Below are 15,822 nucleotides of genomic sequence, written 5' to 3'. Positions count from 1 at the left end.
CGGCGAGGACCCACGGGGCAGGCGCACTGCTCCGGCCCCGCTTCCCCCCTCTCCCCGGGAAGCGGGGCCGCGGCATTCCGGGCCCGGCACATCAAGCCCGGGCCTCACACCTCAAGCCGGGGCCCGGCACATCAGGCCGGGACATATCAAGCCCCGCCGGCGTTTGCGGCGCGGGGTCTGGGGCGGAGCCCCAGGAGCCCCGGCGCAGCCCGGCCCATCCGGCGCAGCCCAGCCCCCACCCCACCCCAGCCAAAGGCACGGCCGGACCCGCCGGCCAAGCCCTACCGCCCACGCTCCTCAACGGCCGAGTTGTACGCCGCGACGAGCGCCCGCCGAGCCACCCGCTCCACCGGACGCAAGGCCTCCGCCCGCGCCGCCATCTCCGACGCGGCCACCGCGCCCCCGTGCCCGTTCTCGTACGCCAGCGACACCAGCAGGTCCACCCGCTGCGCCAGCGCCAGCACCCGTACCGCCCGCGGCGGATACCCCGGCGCCAGTACCTCGCCGCCCGCCTCCGCCCGGGCCCGGTACGCCGACAGCGCGGCCTCCGCCACCGGGCCGGAGCCCGCCACGTCCAGCCGGGTCAGCACCTCGGTCGCCTCGCGCAGCGCCTCCGCCAGTTCCCGTTCCGCCTCGCTCAGCGACGGCACGTCCGCCGGGGGTGCCTCCCGTACCGGCAGGCAGTGCCAGGTCACCGACACGTGCAGGTCACCCGCGGGCCCGGCCTCCGCCACCTCCGGCACCAGCCCCAGCGCCGCCCCCACCGCGACGACGGCCTCCTCGGCCTCCAGCGCCCGCGCGTTGAACTCCGGCGGCCCGCTCAGCCCCAGCGGATGCCCCGGCGCAGGCAGGGCCACCCGCAGGCCGGTGACCCCCAGCGCCCGCATCCGCCCCAGAGCCAGCGTGAGCCCCACAGGTCCCGATTCCCCCGGCAGCCCCACCACCCGGTGCACGGCGTCCTCGCCCACGATCGACGAACCGGCCTCGTCGGGCGAGACCAGACCGGCCAGCAGCGCGTTCCCCCAGGCGGCCAGCCGCCCTGAACGTGGTTCGAAAAGCATCCCCCTACTTTACGGATCGGTTCCGGCACCGGGCCCCGGCCCCGGACCCCTCCCGCAGTGGCGTAGGTTTTCCCCTGGGGCTGCGTCTACCGGCGCACAGAGAACCGTGACTGCAAGGGGTGACAACACGCTCATGAGCGATGTTCTGGAACTGGTGGACGTATCCGTGGTCCGCGAGGGCCGGGCTCTGGTGGATCAGGTCTCCTGGTCGGTCAAGGAGGGCGAGCGCTGGGTGATCCTCGGCCCCAACGGCGCCGGCAAGACCACCCTGCTGAACCTCGCCTCCAGCTACCTGTTCCCCACCAAGGGCAGCGCCACCGTCCTCGGCAGCACCCTCGGCCGGGTGGACGTCTTCGAGCTGCGCCCCCGCATCGGCATGGCCGGCATCGCGATGGCCGACAAGCTCCCGAAGAGGCAGACCGTCCTGCAGACCGTCCTGACCGCCGCCTACGGCATGACGGCGACCTGGCAGGAGGAGTACGAGGACATCGACGAGCAGCGCGCCCGCGCCTTCCTCGACCGCCTCGGCATGACGGAATACCTCGACCGGAAGTTCGGCACCCTCTCCGAGGGCGAGCGCAAGCGCACGCTGATCGCCCGCGCCCTGATGACCGACCCCGAGCTGCTGCTCCTCGACGAGCCCGCCGCCGGCCTGGACCTCGGCGGCCGCGAGGACCTCGTACGCCGCCTCGGCCGCCTCGCCAGCGACCCGCTCGCGCCCTCCATGGTCATGGTCACTCACCACGTCGAGGAGATCGCCCCCGGCTTCACCCACGTCCTGATGATCCGTCAGGGCAAGGTCGTCACCGCCGGACCGATCGACCTCGAACTGACCTCGCGCAACCTCTCGCTGTGCTTCGGTCTCCCGCTGATCGTCGAGCGCAACGGCAACGACCGCTGGACCGCCCAGGGCCTCCCCCTGAGGTAGTACCCGGCCCCCGCACCCTGTCCGGACCGCGCCCCACCGACCTACCATGACCATGTGGACGACATCGACGCATGGGTGTGGTGGCTGATCGGCGCGGTCGGACTGGGCATTCCCCTCGTCCTCACCGCGATGCCGGAGTTCGGCATGTTCGCCGTCGGCGCGGTGGCGGCCGCCGTCACGGCGGCCCTCGGCGGGGGAGTGGTGGCGCAGGTCCTCGTCTTCGTGATCGTCTCGGTCGCCCTCATCGCCGTCGTACGGCCCATCGCCAACCGCCACCGCGACCAGCGGCCCCAACACCGCAGCGGGATCGACGCGTTGAAGGGCAGGAGCGCCGTCGTCCTCGAACGCGTCGACGGCAGCGGCGGCCGCATCAAGCTCGCCGGCGAGATCTGGTCGGCGCGCACCCTCGACGCGGACAGCAGTTTCGAACCGGGCCAGTCCGTGGACGTCGTGGAGATCGACGGGGCCACCGCCGTCGTGATGTGACAAGCAGCCTGCTCGCAGCCCCCGGGTCTGCGAGACTCCGCTCAACGGGGCAGCACAGACAGCCGGAAGGGCACGGGGAACCGCATGCAACCGATCATCATCGTCCTGATCATTCTGGTGGTTCTGGTCTTCATCGCACTGGTCAAGACGATCCAGGTGATCCCGCAGGCCAGCGCCGCCATCGTCGAGCGGTTCGGCCGCTACACCCGCACCCTCAACGCGGGCCTCAACATCGTCGTCCCGTTCATCGACTCGATCCGCAACCGGATCGACCTCCGCGAACAGGTCGTCCCCTTCCCGCCGCAGCCCGTCATCACCCAGGACAACCTCGTCGTCAACATCGACACGGTCATCTACTACCAGGTGACCGACGCACGCGCGGCGACGTACGAAGTGGCCAGCTACATCCAGGCCATCGAGCAGCTCACCGTCACCACCCTCCGCAACATCATCGGCGGCATGGACCTGGAGCGGACCCTGACCTCCCGCGAGGAGATCAACGCGGCCCTGCGCGGCGTCCTCGACGAGGCCACCGGCAAGTGGGGCATCCGCGTCAACCGAGTCGAGCTCAAGGCCATCGAGCCGCCGACCTCCATCCAGGACTCGATGGAGAAGCAGATGCGCGCCGACCGCGACAAGCGCGCCGCGATCCTCCAGGCCGAAGGTGTCCGGCAGTCCGAGATCCTGCGCGCCGAGGGTGAGAAGCAGTCCTCCATCCTGCGCGCCGAGGGTGATGCCAAGGCCGCCGCCCTGCGCGCCGAGGGCGAGGCGCAGGCCATCCGTACGGTCTTCGAGTCCATCCACGCCGGCGACGCCGACCAGAAGCTCCTCGCCTACCAGTACCTCCAGATGCTCCCGAAGATCGCCGAAGGCGACGCCAACAAGCTCTGGATCGTGCCGAGCGAGATCGGCGACGCCCTCAAGGGCCTCTCCGGTGCCATGGGCAACTTCGGCCCCATGGGCGGGGGTTCGGGCTTCAACCCGCAGAACTCCGGCAAGGACGGCGGCGGCATCCCCGCCGCACGGGACAAGGACGCCGCGGACCGCCGCGAACAGCCCCCCATCGACTGACCCCGGGCCACGGACGGACCGTCCCCTCCTGCATGATCAGTGAGGCCCCTCGACCTTCATGGCGGGGAGGCGACTCACTCATGCAAAGGGGACGACCCAGCCCATGTCCATCTGGGAATCACTCGCGGTCTTCGCCGCCGGCATCGGCGCGGGCACCATCAACACCATCGTCGGCTCCGGCACGCTCATCACCTTCCCGGTGCTGCTGGCCACCGGCCTGCCGCCGGTCACCGCCAACGTGTCCAACACCCTCGGCCTGGTGCCCGGCGCGATCAGCGGGGCCATCGGCTACCGCAAGGAGCTCCAGGGCCAGCGCTCGCGCATCCTGCGCCTCGGCGCCGTCTCACTCGTCGGCGGACTCGCGGGCGCCGTCCTGCTCCTCACCCTGCCGTCCGACTCCTTCGACACGATCGTGCCCGTCCTCATCGGGCTCGCCCTCGTGCTCGTCATCGTCCAGCCCCGCCTCGCCAAGGCCCTGCGCCGCCGGCAGGACGCCGCGGGCGGAGACACCGGCCACCCCGACGGCGGACCCGCGCTGATGGGCGGCATGCTGTTCGCCAGTGCCTACGGCGGCTACTTCGGCGCCGCCCAGGGCGTCCTCTACATAGGCCTGATGGGCCTGCTGCTCCGCGAGGACCTGCAACGCGTCAACGCGGTGAAGAACGTCCTCGCCGCGATGGTGAACGGCATCGCGGCCGTCCTCTTCCTCTTCGTCGCCGAGTTCGACTGGACGGCCGTCCTGCTCATCGCCGTCGGCTCCACCATCGGCGGCCAGATCGGCGCCAAGGTCGGCCGCCGCCTCCCGCCGAACGTCCTGCGCGCGGTCATCGTGACGGTCGGAATCCTCGCGATCGTCCAGCTGCTCGTCCGCTGAGCGACGTAGCAGAGATACGTCGCCCAGCGGGGCCGGACAAGGCCCCGGACGGGGCACACGAGCCGTCGGGAACGCGGCGGGAGCGCGTCCGGGCTAGGCCGAGCGCTCCAGCCAGTCCGGCAGCGCGTCCCGCCCCGCCACTCCCAGGGCGAGCAGCATGGCATCGGCCGGAGACGGCACGAAGGGCTTCCGGAGCAGAGGCATCCCCGCCTCCTCCGGAGTCCTGGCCGCCTTGCGGTGGTTGTCCTCGGCACAGGAGGCCACCGTGTTCAGCCAGGTGTCCCCGCCCCCCTGGGCCCGCGGAAGTACGTGGTCCACGGTCGTCGCGCGTTTCCCGCAGTACGCGCACCGGTGCTGGTCCCGGACCAGCACCCCCCTCCGCGACCAGGGAGCATGTCTTCGGAAGGGCACCCGGACGTACCTGCAGAGCCTGATCACCCGGGGCATCGGAAGCTCCATGGTGGCGGCGCGCACACGCAGCTCGGGATGGGACTGCTCGACGACGGCCTTGTCCTGAAGGACCAGGACCACCGCCCGGTTCAGGGTCACCGTCGACAGCGGCTCGAAGCTCGCATTCAGCACCAGCGTGTCCCGCATCTCGCCCACCTCCCGTGTGCAGGCCCGCGACCACTGTGGCGGCGGGGCCCGCAACCACTCTGGTCGCGCGCGCCACGCGGGACAACGCAATAAAAATGCCCGGTCCTGGCCGTCTTTAGACCAGGACCGGGCAAACGCTGTGCGAAGAATCAGCCGACAGGACCCTCGTACTCACCGATGAGTTGGGCCCGCCCGAGCGTGTGGAACCGCAGATTGAACCCGACGACGGCGGGAGACGCCCCGTCATCGGGGCCCAGCTTCTCCTTGTCCACGGCGTACACGGTGAACACGTACCGGTGCCGCTCCCCGGCCGGTGGCGCCGCCCCGCCGAAGCCCTTCGTCCCGTAGTCGTTGCGCACCTGCACGGCGCCCGCGGGCAGCCCCTCGAACGCGCCGCTGCCTGCCCCGGCCGGCAGCTCGGTGACCGAGACCGGCAGATCGAAGAGCACCCAGTGCCAGAACCCGCTGCCCGTCGGCGCGTCCGGGTCGAAGCACGTCACGGCGAAGCTCTTCGTCCCCTCCGGGAACCCCTCCCACCGCAACTGGGGCGAGAGGTCGCCACCCGACTTGACCTGAGCGTCGTCCAGTTCCGCACCCGGAGCCAGATCGGCGCTCGTCACGGTGAAGGCGTGCACCTCGGGGTGGAAATCATGCGGGAGCGGCGGCCTTTTCAGCTCGGACACGACGGAAACCTCCTGGGTGATCGAAAAGGGTCCGCCCCGGAGCTTAGGGGCTGCCGCCGTGATCCCACGGCATTAGGCAACGACGGAACGAGGCAACGACGGAGCCCAACGCACGGAACCGGTCAGAACCAGTTCCGCTGCGACCCCACGGACGCGATCCACTGGTTCAGGTACGCCGCCCAGTCGGTCTCCTGGTACGACTGCAGGCCCACCTGGAAGCAGCGGTAGGTGTCACTGCCCTCGCTGAACAGCCCCGGCTTCTTGTCCATCTCCAGGACCACGTCCATCTCCCGGCCGTCCGAGACGAAGGTCAGCTCGACCTGGTTCAGCCCCCGGTACTGCGACGGCGGCAGGAACTCGATCTCCTGGAAGAAGGGAAGCGTCTGGCGCGTACCGCGGATGTGACCGCGCTCCATGTCCGCACTGCGGAAGGTGAAGCCCAGCTGGCGGAAGGCATCCAGGATCGCCTGCTGCGCCGGCACCGGGTGCACGTGGATCGAGTCCAGGTCGCCGGCGTCCACCGCGCGCGCGATCTCCAGCTCGGTGCTGACCCCGATGTTCATCCCGTGCAGGTGCTGACCCCCGAAGTGGGTGATCGGCGTCTCCGCCGGGATCTCCAGCCCGAAGGGCACCACGTGCAGCGCGCCCGCCTGCACCTGGAAGGCACCGCCGAGGCGCTGCTTGCTGAAGACGATGTCCTGCTTGTACTCCTGGTCACCGCCCTCGACCTCGACCCGCGCCTGCAGCCCGACGGACAGCCCCTCGATCTGCTGCTCCACGGACCCGCCCTGGATCCGGACCTCGCCCTGGACGATGCCGCCCGGGACGACGTTCGGCTCGGTGATGACCGTGTCCACCGAGGCACCACCGGCACCCAGGCTCGCGAACAGCTTCCTGAACCCCATGCTCAAACTCCCCTGCTACGGATCTAAGGATCTGGCGACTACGTCGCGACTACCCCTTACCAACGCGGAACCTTAGGCCCCGGTTGCAGGTGTAGGCGTTCCACTACGCTCGACCGGATGAGCGCGCGACCTGACCGTACGCCCCTGCCCCGGTCCTTCTTCGACCGCCCGGTCCTCACCGTGGCCCCGGACATCCTCGGCCGCACCCTGGTCCGCCGCACCCCGGAAGGCCCTATCGAACTGCGCATCACGGAGGTCGAGGCGTACGAGGGGGAGGCCGATCCGGGCTCCCACGCCTACCGGGGCCGCACCAACCGCAACGCATCGATGTTCGGTCCGCCCGGACACGCGTACGTCTACTTCATCTACGGCATGTCAAGGCGGTCAGCATGAACATCGACTTCCTTGCCCACCCAGCCGCAGAGGTCGCCCCCAAGCTGCTCGGGAGCGTCCTCACCTGCAAGACCCCCGAAGGTACCGTGAGCATCGCCATCACGGAGACCGAGGCGTACTCCGGTGAGGCCGACCCGGCTTCCCATGCCTACCGAGGCCAGACACCCCGTAACGCCGTCATGTTCGGACCAGCAGGGCACCTGTACGTCTACCGGTCCCACGGACTCCACTGGTGCGCCAACGTCGTCACCGGGACGGACGGCATCGCCTCGGGTGTGCTCATCCGGGCGGGCAGGGTCATCGAGGGGGAATACCTGGCACGCAAGCGACGCGGGGAAAGGGTCGAGAGCCCACGTCTCGCCCGAGGTCCGGGAAACCTCGGCCAGGCGCTCGGCATCACGGCAGAGCACAACGGCGCAGACCTGCTGACGGGCACCTCGGTCGTTCTCTCCGAGGGCGAGCCGATCCCCGCTGAGCTCATCCGGGTCGGCCCACGGGTGGGGGTGAGCAAAGCCCACGACTGGCAGCATCGCTTCTACATCGCCGACGATCCGACGGTCTCGGCGTACCGACTGAGCCCGCGAGCCAAGCCGCCCACCGGAGTCTGAGCCGCTGTGCGCCTTTCTCGCGGCTCGCCAGCGGGTCAGCATGGAAGTTGGCCGGAAGGCGGGTGATCGCCCGCGAGCGTGGCGCGTGGCGCGTTCCTGCCGGTTGCGCGGCTGCCGACGTGCGCCGACTTGGGCCGGAAGGGTGGGTGAGACTTAGCGGTCTACCTGGCCCCTTTTCGCACCTACTTGGCCTGCTGAGCGTCGTAGTTGGCCTAGCGGCCTGCAATGGCCCGGCCGGGTGGTTGTCACTGGCTCCGCCTACGGTCAGCGCATGGTTGATCAACTGTGGAACGGTGTGCGCCAGCGTGTCGCCGCGTTGGGTGCCCAGTCGGCGAGCGGCCAGGTGTTCGGTTCGCTCGGGCACCGGTGGGTCTTGGAAGATCCGCTGGCGGATGACGCGCTTGCCGAGCTCGAAGCGCAGGTGGGTGTGCGGTTGCCGGAGGACTACCGGGACTTCCTCACCTGCGTAGGCGCCGGCGGCGCAGGTCCCGCTTACGGGCTCTTCCCCGTGCGTCGCGTGCAAGGCCGCTGGCGTTGGGAAGGGGACGGCGCCGATCTGGCTGACCTGGCCACGCTCGCCCAGCCTTTTCCTGACCACGGCCCCGACCCTGAGCTCCTCGACGCACTCCTTGCCGAACGTCCCGAGGAAGAGGACTTCGAGGAGATCGAGGACTTCGACGACGCCATCGAGGCATGGGACGAACGCTGGGATGCCGTGATGTTCGCCCCGGAGCGCACCGCCGGGGCGATCGTGATCTCGCACCTCGGCTGCGCCCAGAGGGAGTGGCTGATCATCAGTGGCACGCACCGCGGAACCATCTGGTCCGACTGCCGCGCAGACCATGCCGACCTCGTCCCGCTGCTCGATGACGGCGGGAGGCCGGTCACTTTCGCCCGCTGGTACACCGCCTGGCTCGAAGCGGCCGAGCTCACTGCACAGCAGGAACCTGGGACCACCTGACGCCACACCGTGCCCCGCCCCGGCCGACTGCTCCAGCCATCGTCTCTTAAGGGATCTCGGCAGGTCAGCGATCTCTTGGAACTTGCGTTGCAGCTGTCAGGATGGGCCAGCTGCGGCGCCAAGTCACAACTGGACGACCGGGCTGCGTACGCACGCGCGGGAAAAGGAAGTGCTGGCCCCTGGCCTGCGCAGGCAGGATCTCTCCATGTCTACCGACGTCAGCGGAATGATCGAATGCCGGCCAGGGGCCCGCCTATGGGGACCCGACGATGAGGACTCCGTATGGGACGTCGGCATCGATCTCTTCCTCCTCAACAGGGGCAACGCCTACGACGGCCTGGCCTGCCTCTTCGGAATCCGGAACTCTTACGGCTTCCGTCCCCTGGCGGAAGATCGTGGCTTCCCGGACGACGCCTCGGATGGGCTGCGAGATGAGTTCGCCGGCTACGGCGGCCCCCACGATGTGCACGGCACCACCTGGCTGACCTGGGCCGAGCTTGACACCACGGACTGGCAGGAAACCAACGCCTCAGGCACACGAACCCGCGCCTCAGCCGCAGGGATCGACACCGACTGGGGCCGGGTCTGGCGCGTCATGCGCATACTCAGTGAAGTCCACGGCGCGGAGAACGTACGTCTCGTCGTCTGGTTCCACTGAAGTAAGGATGTGCGCGCCACTTGGCCAGGCAGGCCAAGTAGCAGCACCACACAGGAGGGCCCCCTGAACGGGGTCCTCCCTGCTTCGTGTAAGGTCCATCGGCCAAGTCGCCGTAGTCGCTCCCGACCGCACGAGACCGAGTCCAGGCCCGAAGGCTTGGGCGTCTACCTGTGAAGAGAGACCGCGCCATCAGTGCCCGGTCCACCCCCGCAACGAAAGGGAGGCACATGTCCCGCCATCCGGCGGGGGTCACTGGCGCACCCGTGTGCGCCTCACAGGAAGGGACTGCCCAGTGGGACGTCTCCCGTTTCAGTTCGAAGGCGACTTCGCCGCTGTGTCTCAAGAGCAGTACAAGCGGCGGGCACGCGATCCACGCTTCGACTACGCCCACCGCGTCGAGTACGCGGCCATGGGATGGGCCAACCAGATCGGGCACGCGGAGTTCCCGCCGGATGAGCTGAACAAGATCCTTGCCGACAGGGACGGCAAGGTGCCCAGCAACAACGCTTTGAACAACCATGTGCGCAAGGCGAAGGGGTGGGGCTTCATCGAGACGGAGTCCAACCGCCGGTGCCTCATACTCCCGGTGTTCCACTTCCAGAAGGGCATCGGGGACACAACCTGCGATGAGCACGGCATACGCAAGGCCAAGAGGTTCCGGCCGTAGCTCACAGGCGGGACGTGTCGATCAGGCATGCCCGCGACACGTGAGGCGTGCCGATCGGGCAGCCAACGACATGCGACACGTGTAAGGGCAGGGTTGTGACCTGCGGTGATGTGCTGCCCTTCTTAATCTTCTTGGTAAGCCATCGGCAACACTCGCAAGGAGTAGCGGAGGGGCGGCCGGTAGGCCGGCACAGGCGGAAGTGGTCAGCAGTAGGGCGGCCCCTTGGGGCCGAAGCGCCAAGCCTCACCGGCGAAGAGAGAAGCGGCAGGGGGCGGCCTTCCGGCCGCCACAGTCGCACGTGGTCTACGGCAGTGCGGCCCCGGAAGGGGCCGCCAGGAGCAAGCCAGCGAGACCAGGGGGCGCTGCCGCGCCCCACAGCCACAGCCGTAAGGCCCTGTTCCTTGCAGCCTTCCGCCGCCGCCAGCAAGGGCAGGGCAAGGCTGCGACCAGGTCGTACGCTCCCGCAGTGGCGGTGTGCGTGCAGGCGGACCGACCCTGAAACCGTGGCGGAATCTTGGCTGCCAAGACATGGCGGTCGAGCAAGGACCCGCCAGGGGGTCATACCCCACCCCCCCTTGCCGTCGCCTCACTCCGGCGCTGCTGGCCGTCGAGCATGGCGCAGCGTGACCAGGTAGGGCCGTCTCGAAAACCAAGGTTTGTGAGACGAGAGGCTGGGAGCCCCCCTGCGGGGGCGCAACCCTGTTCAAAACCCGTCTCGAAACTTCCATCTCGGGCTTGATCTTTTGAGATGAGTTCTGAGACAGTCTCGCCATGGCAGAGATCACCACGTCCCCGGGGCAGCTCATCGGATACGCCCGCGTCTCGACCGATGACCAGGAAGCGCAGTTGCAGCGGGACGCACTGACGGCCGCAGGGTGCGCCCGGATCTTCGAGGACAAGGCGTCCGGCAAGAACACCAACCGACCAGAGCTCACGGCCGCACTGGACTACGCCAGACCTGGCGACACCCTGTGCGTGTGGAAGCTCGACCGATTCGCTCGGTCGCTGATCGACCTTGTGACCATGGTCGACACCCTTCGAGAGCGCGGTATCGGGTTCAAGGTGCTCACGGGTGCACTGGCCAACATCGACTCCGGTACGGCGGACGGCCGTCTCATGCTTCAGGTGGTCGGAGCCATGGCCGAGTTCGAGCGCAGCCTCATCAAGGAGCGCACCCGCGCCGGACTCGACGCAGCCAAGGCCCAGGGCCGTACCGGCGGCCGTCCGTCCGTGGTGGACGAGGACGTACTCACCGTGGCTCGTGCCAGGCAGGCCAGGGGAGAGAGCGTCAGTGCCATCGCCAAGGCCCTCGGCGTCTCCCGCGCCACGCTGTACCGGCACCTGGGAGAGCACACCTGAGACAGGAGCGCAGCGGTGCAGACAGGCCCTCGGCTCTACGCCGGGGGCCCTTGTCGTCTGTCCGGCTCGGTGCGCACCACCATGGCGAACGCCGTACAGATCCGCCGGAACCCGCGATGGTTGCTCAGGCCGGTGTGACTCATGCACTCGACGTCGACCGTCGCACTGTCCGTCGAGGGCTCCGCCTTCCACTTGCAGTGCAGGCACTCCGCCTCGAAGGTCACGTCCGTGTCCGGATGCTGCGTGATCCGGTGCGTCACGAACCGCAGGATCGTGCGCGCCATCAGCGCCCCTGGTGTTCGTTCCGGAGGTGAGCCCGCAGGCCCACGTTTACGTCCGACACCTGTGACTGATCCCCGACCGACGTGGCGTTCGCGCGAGCCACCGCGTACCGAAGGCACTCACGACAACCCGACACAGGGTCGGGCGGTGCAGAGGGAAGGGTCAGGTGTACCGGCCCGTCCATCGTCGTTTTGGGTGTGCTCATCCGTGCGACCTCCCGACTGTTCGCTTGCCGAAGGATGATCCCCCGGGGTGCGTACGGGATGGCGCTTCAGTCGCGTAGTCGACTGAAGTCATGCGCGGCAAGCGGCGGACCACTCGGCGAGCCGTGCCCGGAGGTCTTCGTCGAAGAGGGCGTGTTCCTCGTACCCGGCGAACTCCTTCAGGTACGCCTGGATATCCCGGCCGTCGCGGAGTACGAGACTTCCCGCCGTCGTCTCGATGGTGACCAACGCGGCGTCGTAGATGGTGAACGTACTCAGAGGGGTTCGGGGCGTCGCTGCCCCTACGGGGATCACCCCGATCTCAACGTTCGGGAGGTAGGACAGGGACGCCAGCCGGTCCATCTGCTCGGCCAGTGCCAGCGGGGAAACGACCGGCCAGCGAACCGCCTGCTCGGTCAGAAGGAACGTGAACCGCTTCGAGGCGTCGTAGAGGACGGCTTGCCGTCCGAGCTTCCCCGCTACGGCCTTGCTCGTATCGGCCGGCGAGTGGGCAAGGCTCGCCCGTACGTACTCCGGTGTCGCGAGCAGCCCGGTGACCATCGAGAGCAGGAAGTAGCGCATGTGCGTAGAGGACGCTTCGAGCGACTTCAGCTCGGCCTGTCTCGTACCGAGCCCCTTGCGCCGGAGTTCCCGGAGGTTCCGCCACTCGGTGTTCGCCATCCTGGCAAGGGCGGAGACCTTGGCGATCAGCTCCGGCGGAGCTTCCAGTGCTCGCAAGATCTGCTCGACGTCGACCAGGGACGGCCGTGTGCGGCCGTTCTCGATGCGGGACACCTTCGACTGGGACATGTTGCAGCGCGCTGCGAGCCGGTCCCCTGAGAGGCCGGCTCGCTTGCGCAGGTCCCGGAGCAGAGAGGCGAGTTCGGTACCAGACTCGCCGAGCTGCTCAGCTTCGAACGTCACTCCGTCACGCGCTCCGCGTACTCCAGGAAGGGAACCGACTCGGCAACGGCGATGCGCTGCCACTCGACGAACGGAGCAGGGTCACCCTCGTACAGCTCCCGGCCGATCTGCGTTCCGTCGTCCTCGTACTTCATGAGAACGACCGTCGAGCGGTCGAACATCCAGAAGTCCTCGACATCCGGCAACGGGTTCCCTCGCTCGGTCACGTCAAGGATGCGGATGTCCTCCCCGGCGAGCACGTGCGGGGCGTAGTACCGGGAGAACTCGAAGCGCAGGTACTCGGAGAGCGGTCGAGTCAGGACGTGCACGCGTCCCTTGCTCTTGCCCTCGCCGCGCAGACGCTTCAGGTCCTCCGTGTAAGCCGACGAGTACGTGTCCGGGTCGACGCGCCTGCCTGCCCTGAAGGCTGCGAGTTCGTCCGACTCCTGCGGTACGAGGTACTGGGGCAGGGCCTCCAGCCGCCACGCTTCCGACTGGAAGCCGCGGAGCATCGCCCGCCACTCCTCACCATCCAAGAGCACGAACAGCCTCCCGAAGAACACTCTCGGGGATCTCCACGAGCCCTTCCCCCTGCGGGGGAGTGAAGGCATCGGACACGTCGCCCTGAACCACGATGGAGCCAGACGTGGTGCGGTAGACGTTCGGGCAGTCATCCTCTCCACACGTGCCGTTGCCGTTGCCAGTGAGCCGAGTCAGTTCTTCGCGTGCCATGCGGAACCCCCTTGACCTGCCAGCCCGGTTGGGCCGCCTGAGACGACCGTACGGGGGCCACTCATAGCCGTCCATGCACGGACGTGACTCATGCACGTTGTTGCATGAACTGAGGAGAGAGGGGCGCACAGATGCTCTGAGGGATGTCCGGCCCCTCCCTCGCCGGGCATGACGAAGGGCCCTGCCCGACTCGCGTCAGACAGGGCCCGTACTCGTTGAGCGCGACCGCCGGCTCAGCTCTCCGGCAGCGGATCTCAGGGGTTCCGGAACGTGATCCGGCAGTGCTCGCCCTTGAAGGACCGGACCCCTCGACCGCGCGGCATCAGCTCGACTCGCTCGCAGACCTGCATGACGACGGTCCGCACGTAGTCGATGCGGTCGGGGTCCTCGTAGTCCAGCTCCTCCCACAGGTACTCGATGTCGCCCAGGTCGACGCGCACCCGCTGCGATGCCAGGTCTGCCAGCTCGGCCCGGATCTTGGTCAGCTCCGCGTCGCACCTGCCGATGCCCGCCCGCAGGGTCGACGCGTCGATGTCCCCTACGGCGAACATCTCCGCCAGGGCGGTGCGCCTCTCGGATGCGGCCGTCTCCTCGGCCAACAGTTCGGCCTCTCGCTCCTCGTCTGCGGCATCAGTGGCCGGTGCCGCGTTCCACTCCTCGGCCCTGTCGATGACCTTCCTGACCACGAAGGAGTCCAGCGGGTCCGCCGGGCAGGTGATGCACCGGCTACCCGAACAGGTGTAGATGCGGTACCGCTCTCCTGCCGCGTTCTTCTTGCTCCACCCTTGAGTGACGACGGCCTGACACTTAGAGCAGCGGACCACGCCGGACAACAGGGCCTTGCGCTTGCCGCCGCCGCCAGTGTTGCGCTCGGGGTCGCTAAGGTGGCGGACCAGGGCACGGAATATGCCCTCGGAGACGATCGCCTCCCAGTTGCCCGCCCCGGTCTCCTCGGTCCGCCGCACGCGCATCCCGTCCGGCTTCTCGACCCACTGCGAGTACGTCTGGATTCCCGCGTTCCTCGGCTTCAAGAGGACGACCCGAAGGTTCGAGCTGCGCCACTCCTTGCCGTGTGGCGAGAGCAGTCCACGTGTGTTCCAGTCCTTCGCGATGGACCAGAGGGTGACGCCGGCCAGGACATCCCGGTACGCCTGCCGCAGGGCTTCCGCCTCTGCTTCTCGGTGCCTGCCGTCCCGCTCGAAGCCGAACGGGCGAGTACTCCAGAAGGGCCTCCCCGACTCCCTGCGCCGCTGGTGTCCGAGTACCTGGCGTTCTACTCGCATCTCGGTCTCGTTGCGAGCCACCACAGCACCGATGCGAGCAGCGAGGCGGCCGGATGGAGTGGACAGGTCGAGCACTCCCTGAGCTTGCGCGGCGGCCAGCGTGACGCCGGTCGCCTCCGCCAGGTCCACCAGGTCTTCAAGATCCCAGGGGGTGCGGTACATACGGTCGTAGTGGCGGGACACGATGGCGTCTGCCTTGCCGTCCTCCACCAGAGCCTTGACGCGCTCCCACTCGGCGCTCCGCTTGGTTCCCCGCTTCGTCGAAGCCGACGTGTCCTTCTCAACGATCGTGGCTACGACTGACCAGCCCTTCCGGTCGCACAGCGCCTGACTCAGCTCGACCTGTTGTGTCAGGTTCCCGCCCTTGGATTCTTCGCCCCTCGGGGTGGGGCTGAGCCTGGCGTAGATGATCGCTCGCACTGCCTGTCTCCTGCTTGTCGTCGCTTCGCCGATGCTGCCGGACTAACGACGTACATGCCTAGTGAGTTACCTACGGCATGTGGTTCAGCCTCAACCTGGTGTGCGGCCCGGCGGACCACGCGAGCGGGGTCCTGCTGCGCGCGGGCGAGATCACCGTGGGCGCCGACCTGGCCGCCAAACGGCGACTGTCAGCCAGAAACCGGAGCGAACTGGCCAAAGGCCCGGCCCGCCTGGCCACCGCCCTGGACGTGGACCGCTCCCTAGACGGCACCGACCTCTGCGGGGGCCCCGATTCCCCCCTGTCCCTCCTCGCGGGCACGTCCACCTCACCCGACCTGGTGAGCAGCGGCCCGCGCACCGGAGTGGGCGGCGCCGGCGCGGCCCACCCCTACCGCTTCTGGATCACGCACGACCCGACGGTGAGCCCGTACCGCGCCCACGCGCCGCGCCGCCGCTCAACTTGACTCGGCCCTGGCGGACGCCTAACGTAGCCCGAGCCGCTTGAACGGGGCACTGCTGTCAGCAGACCTCCGGAGCGGCCAACCCACTACCTACGACTTACCCCTGGCGGGGTCCTATTCGGCATGCCCGAATTCCCGGCCGGCGGCTCGATTATGAGCCGCAAGGGAAAAGCGCTAATGTGGTGGCACGCCGAAAGGGAAACGCGAAAGCGGAAACCTGGAAAGCGAAACCCGCTTCGACCGGGAATCGGACACGAAAGAGTCTGATAGAGTCGGAAACGAAGAAC

General features: G+C 68.4%; 18 protein-coding genes and 2 pseudogenes. 11 read left to right on the top strand and 9 right to left on the bottom strand.

The features are described 5' to 3' along the window. Positions 1 to 281 precede the first annotated feature (281 nt). A complete protein-coding gene (locus AB0D94_RS28920; RefSeq protein WP_362057405.1) occupies positions 282 to 1,061 on the bottom strand; it encodes a hypothetical protein in 780 nt (259 codons plus the stop codon). A 133-nt stretch (positions 1,062 to 1,194) separates the two neighbouring features. Here AB0D94_RS28920 and AB0D94_RS28915 point away from each other — a divergent pair, with 133 nt between their 5' ends. From AB0D94_RS28915 to AB0D94_RS28900, 4 genes are all read left to right on the top strand, one after another. Further along, complete coding sequence (locus AB0D94_RS28915; protein WP_362057402.1) at positions 1,195 to 1,989, top strand: ABC transporter ATP-binding protein; 795 nt, start codon at positions 1,195 to 1,197, stop codon at positions 1,987 to 1,989. Positions 1,990 to 2,043: 54 nt separating this feature from the next. Continuing rightward, positions 2,044 to 2,475: an NfeD family protein gene (locus tag AB0D94_RS28910; protein WP_362057399.1), complete on the top strand. Its 432-nt coding sequence runs from the start codon at positions 2,044 to 2,046 to the stop codon at positions 2,473 to 2,475. An 84-nt stretch (positions 2,476 to 2,559) separates the two neighbouring features. Then, entirely contained in the window at positions 2,560 to 3,546 is a 987-nt protein-coding gene (locus AB0D94_RS28905; protein ID WP_362057396.1) for an SPFH domain-containing protein, read from the top strand. Between the two features lie 103 nt (positions 3,547 to 3,649). After that, a complete protein-coding gene (locus AB0D94_RS28900; protein ID WP_362057393.1) occupies positions 3,650 to 4,420 on the top strand; it encodes a sulfite exporter TauE/SafE family protein in 771 nt (256 codons plus the stop codon). Positions 4,421 to 4,513: 93 nt separating this feature from the next. On the opposite strand, the gene AB0D94_RS28895 is transcribed toward AB0D94_RS28900, so the two are convergent. The 3 genes from AB0D94_RS28895 to AB0D94_RS28885 all read right to left on the bottom strand — a co-directional run bounded on the left by AB0D94_RS28895 (position 4,514) and on the right by AB0D94_RS28885 (position 6,605). Next, on the bottom strand, positions 4,514 to 5,017 hold the full coding sequence (locus tag AB0D94_RS28895; RefSeq protein ID WP_266937479.1) for an HNH endonuclease: 504 nt from the start codon (positions 5,015 to 5,017) through the stop codon (positions 4,514 to 4,516). A gap of 149 nt (positions 5,018 to 5,166) precedes the next feature. After that, positions 5,167 to 5,700: a YbhB/YbcL family Raf kinase inhibitor-like protein gene (locus AB0D94_RS28890; protein ID WP_362057389.1), complete on the bottom strand. Its 534-nt coding sequence runs from the start codon at positions 5,698 to 5,700 to the stop codon at positions 5,167 to 5,169. Positions 5,701 to 5,822: 122 nt separating this feature from the next. Beyond that, a complete protein-coding gene (locus tag AB0D94_RS28885) occupies positions 5,823 to 6,605 on the bottom strand; it encodes a sporulation protein (RefSeq protein ID WP_362057386.1) in 783 nt (260 codons plus the stop codon). A gap of 117 nt (positions 6,606 to 6,722) precedes the next feature. On the opposite strand from AB0D94_RS28885, the pseudogene AB0D94_RS28880 reads away from it, so the two are divergent. The 6 genes and pseudogenes from AB0D94_RS28880 to AB0D94_RS28855 all read left to right on the top strand — a co-directional run. Further along, a pseudogene (locus AB0D94_RS28880) lies at positions 6,723 to 6,980 on the top strand (DNA-3-methyladenine glycosylase); the annotation flags it as partial. A gap of 14 nt (positions 6,981 to 6,994) precedes the next feature. Further along, complete coding sequence (locus AB0D94_RS28875; RefSeq protein ID WP_362057383.1) at positions 6,995 to 7,606, top strand: DNA-3-methyladenine glycosylase; 612 nt, start codon at positions 6,995 to 6,997, stop codon at positions 7,604 to 7,606. Positions 7,607 to 7,877: 271 nt separating this feature from the next. Beyond that, complete coding sequence (locus tag AB0D94_RS28870) at positions 7,878 to 8,567, top strand: SMI1/KNR4 family protein (RefSeq protein ID WP_362057380.1); 690 nt, start codon at positions 7,878 to 7,880, stop codon at positions 8,565 to 8,567. A gap of 205 nt (positions 8,568 to 8,772) precedes the next feature. After that, positions 8,773 to 9,225: a hypothetical protein gene (locus AB0D94_RS28865; RefSeq protein WP_362057377.1), complete on the top strand. Its 453-nt coding sequence runs from the start codon at positions 8,773 to 8,775 to the stop codon at positions 9,223 to 9,225. Between the two features lie 334 nt (positions 9,226 to 9,559). Continuing rightward, positions 9,560 to 9,892: a hypothetical protein gene (locus tag AB0D94_RS28860; RefSeq protein WP_362057374.1), complete on the top strand. Its 333-nt coding sequence runs from the start codon at positions 9,560 to 9,562 to the stop codon at positions 9,890 to 9,892. Between the two features lie 771 nt (positions 9,893 to 10,663). After that, positions 10,664 to 11,251, top strand: coding sequence for a recombinase family protein (locus AB0D94_RS28855; RefSeq protein WP_362057371.1), 588 nt, complete (start codon positions 10,664 to 10,666; stop codon positions 11,249 to 11,251). A 35-nt stretch (positions 11,252 to 11,286) separates the two neighbouring features. Here AB0D94_RS28855 and AB0D94_RS28850 read toward each other — a convergent pair whose 3' ends face one another. The 5 genes from AB0D94_RS28850 to AB0D94_RS28830 all read right to left on the bottom strand — a co-directional run bounded on the left by AB0D94_RS28850 (position 11,287) and on the right by AB0D94_RS28830 (position 15,074). Next, complete coding sequence (locus AB0D94_RS28850) at positions 11,287 to 11,535, bottom strand: hypothetical protein (RefSeq protein ID WP_362057368.1); 249 nt, start codon at positions 11,533 to 11,535, stop codon at positions 11,287 to 11,289. Positions 11,536 to 11,826: 291 nt separating this feature from the next. Continuing rightward, on the bottom strand, positions 11,827 to 12,660 hold the full coding sequence (locus tag AB0D94_RS28845; RefSeq protein ID WP_362057365.1) for a helix-turn-helix transcriptional regulator: 834 nt from the start codon (positions 12,658 to 12,660) through the stop codon (positions 11,827 to 11,829). Continuing rightward, positions 12,657 to 13,181, bottom strand: a complete 525-nt coding sequence (locus AB0D94_RS28840) for a DUF6879 family protein (RefSeq protein ID WP_362057362.1) — start codon at positions 13,179 to 13,181, stop codon at positions 12,657 to 12,659. The genes AB0D94_RS28845 and AB0D94_RS28840 overlap by 4 nt, the downstream gene beginning before the upstream one ends. After that, entirely contained in the window at positions 13,165 to 13,371 is a 207-nt protein-coding gene (locus tag AB0D94_RS28835) for a hypothetical protein (RefSeq protein WP_351184895.1), read from the bottom strand. Before AB0D94_RS28835 ends, AB0D94_RS28840 begins: the two co-directional genes overlap by 17 nt. Positions 13,372 to 13,625: 254 nt before the next feature. Then, entirely contained in the window at positions 13,626 to 15,074 is a 1,449-nt protein-coding gene (locus AB0D94_RS28830) for a recombinase family protein (RefSeq protein ID WP_362057359.1), read from the bottom strand. A gap of 68 nt (positions 15,075 to 15,142) precedes the next feature. Between AB0D94_RS28830 and AB0D94_RS28825 the strand changes: the two are divergent. Beyond that, positions 15,143 to 15,538, top strand: a pseudogene (locus AB0D94_RS28825) (DNA-3-methyladenine glycosylase); the annotation flags it as partial. Between the last annotated feature and the right edge of the window lie 284 nt (positions 15,539 to 15,822).

Origin of the sequence: Streptomyces sp. NPDC048255 (assembly GCF_040652415.1) — a bacterium.
In the GTDB taxonomy this organism is placed as follows: Bacteria; Actinomycetota; Actinomycetes; order Streptomycetales; family Streptomycetaceae; genus Streptomyces.
The sequence above is the reverse complement of the archived record's forward strand: the minus strand, read 5'-3'. Positions and strand labels throughout refer to the sequence as shown.

Bases quoted from the DNA above. Each gene is read 5' to 3' on its own strand.
- AB0D94_RS28865 (WP_362057377.1), top strand. From the start codon at position 8,773: ATGTCTACCGACGTCAGCGGAATGATCGAATGCCGGCCAGGGGCCCGC.
- AB0D94_RS28895 (WP_266937479.1), bottom strand. From the start codon at position 5,017: ATGCGGGACACGCTGGTGCTGAATGCGAGCTTCGAGCCGCTGTCGACG.
- AB0D94_RS28885 (WP_362057386.1), bottom strand. From the start codon at position 6,605: ATGGGGTTCAGGAAGCTGTTCGCGAGCCTGGGTGCCGGTGGTGCCTCG.
- AB0D94_RS28855 (WP_362057371.1), top strand. From the start codon at position 10,664: ATGGCAGAGATCACCACGTCCCCGGGGCAGCTCATCGGATACGCCCGC.
- AB0D94_RS28920 (WP_362057405.1), bottom strand. From the start codon at position 1,061: ATGCTTTTCGAACCACGTTCAGGGCGGCTGGCCGCCTGGGGGAACGCG.
- AB0D94_RS28870 (WP_362057380.1), top strand. From the start codon at position 7,878: ATGGTTGATCAACTGTGGAACGGTGTGCGCCAGCGTGTCGCCGCGTTG.
- AB0D94_RS28835 (WP_351184895.1), bottom strand. From the start codon at position 13,371: ATGGCACGCGAAGAACTGACTCGGCTCACTGGCAACGGCAACGGCACG.
- AB0D94_RS28850 (WP_362057368.1), bottom strand. From the start codon at position 11,535: ATGGCGCGCACGATCCTGCGGTTCGTGACGCACCGGATCACGCAGCAT.
- AB0D94_RS28900 (WP_362057393.1), top strand. From the start codon at position 3,650: ATGTCCATCTGGGAATCACTCGCGGTCTTCGCCGCCGGCATCGGCGCG.
- AB0D94_RS28905 (WP_362057396.1), top strand. From the start codon at position 2,560: ATGCAACCGATCATCATCGTCCTGATCATTCTGGTGGTTCTGGTCTTC.
- AB0D94_RS28875 (WP_362057383.1), top strand. From the start codon at position 6,995: ATGAACATCGACTTCCTTGCCCACCCAGCCGCAGAGGTCGCCCCCAAG.
- AB0D94_RS28915 (WP_362057402.1), top strand. From the start codon at position 1,195: ATGAGCGATGTTCTGGAACTGGTGGACGTATCCGTGGTCCGCGAGGGC.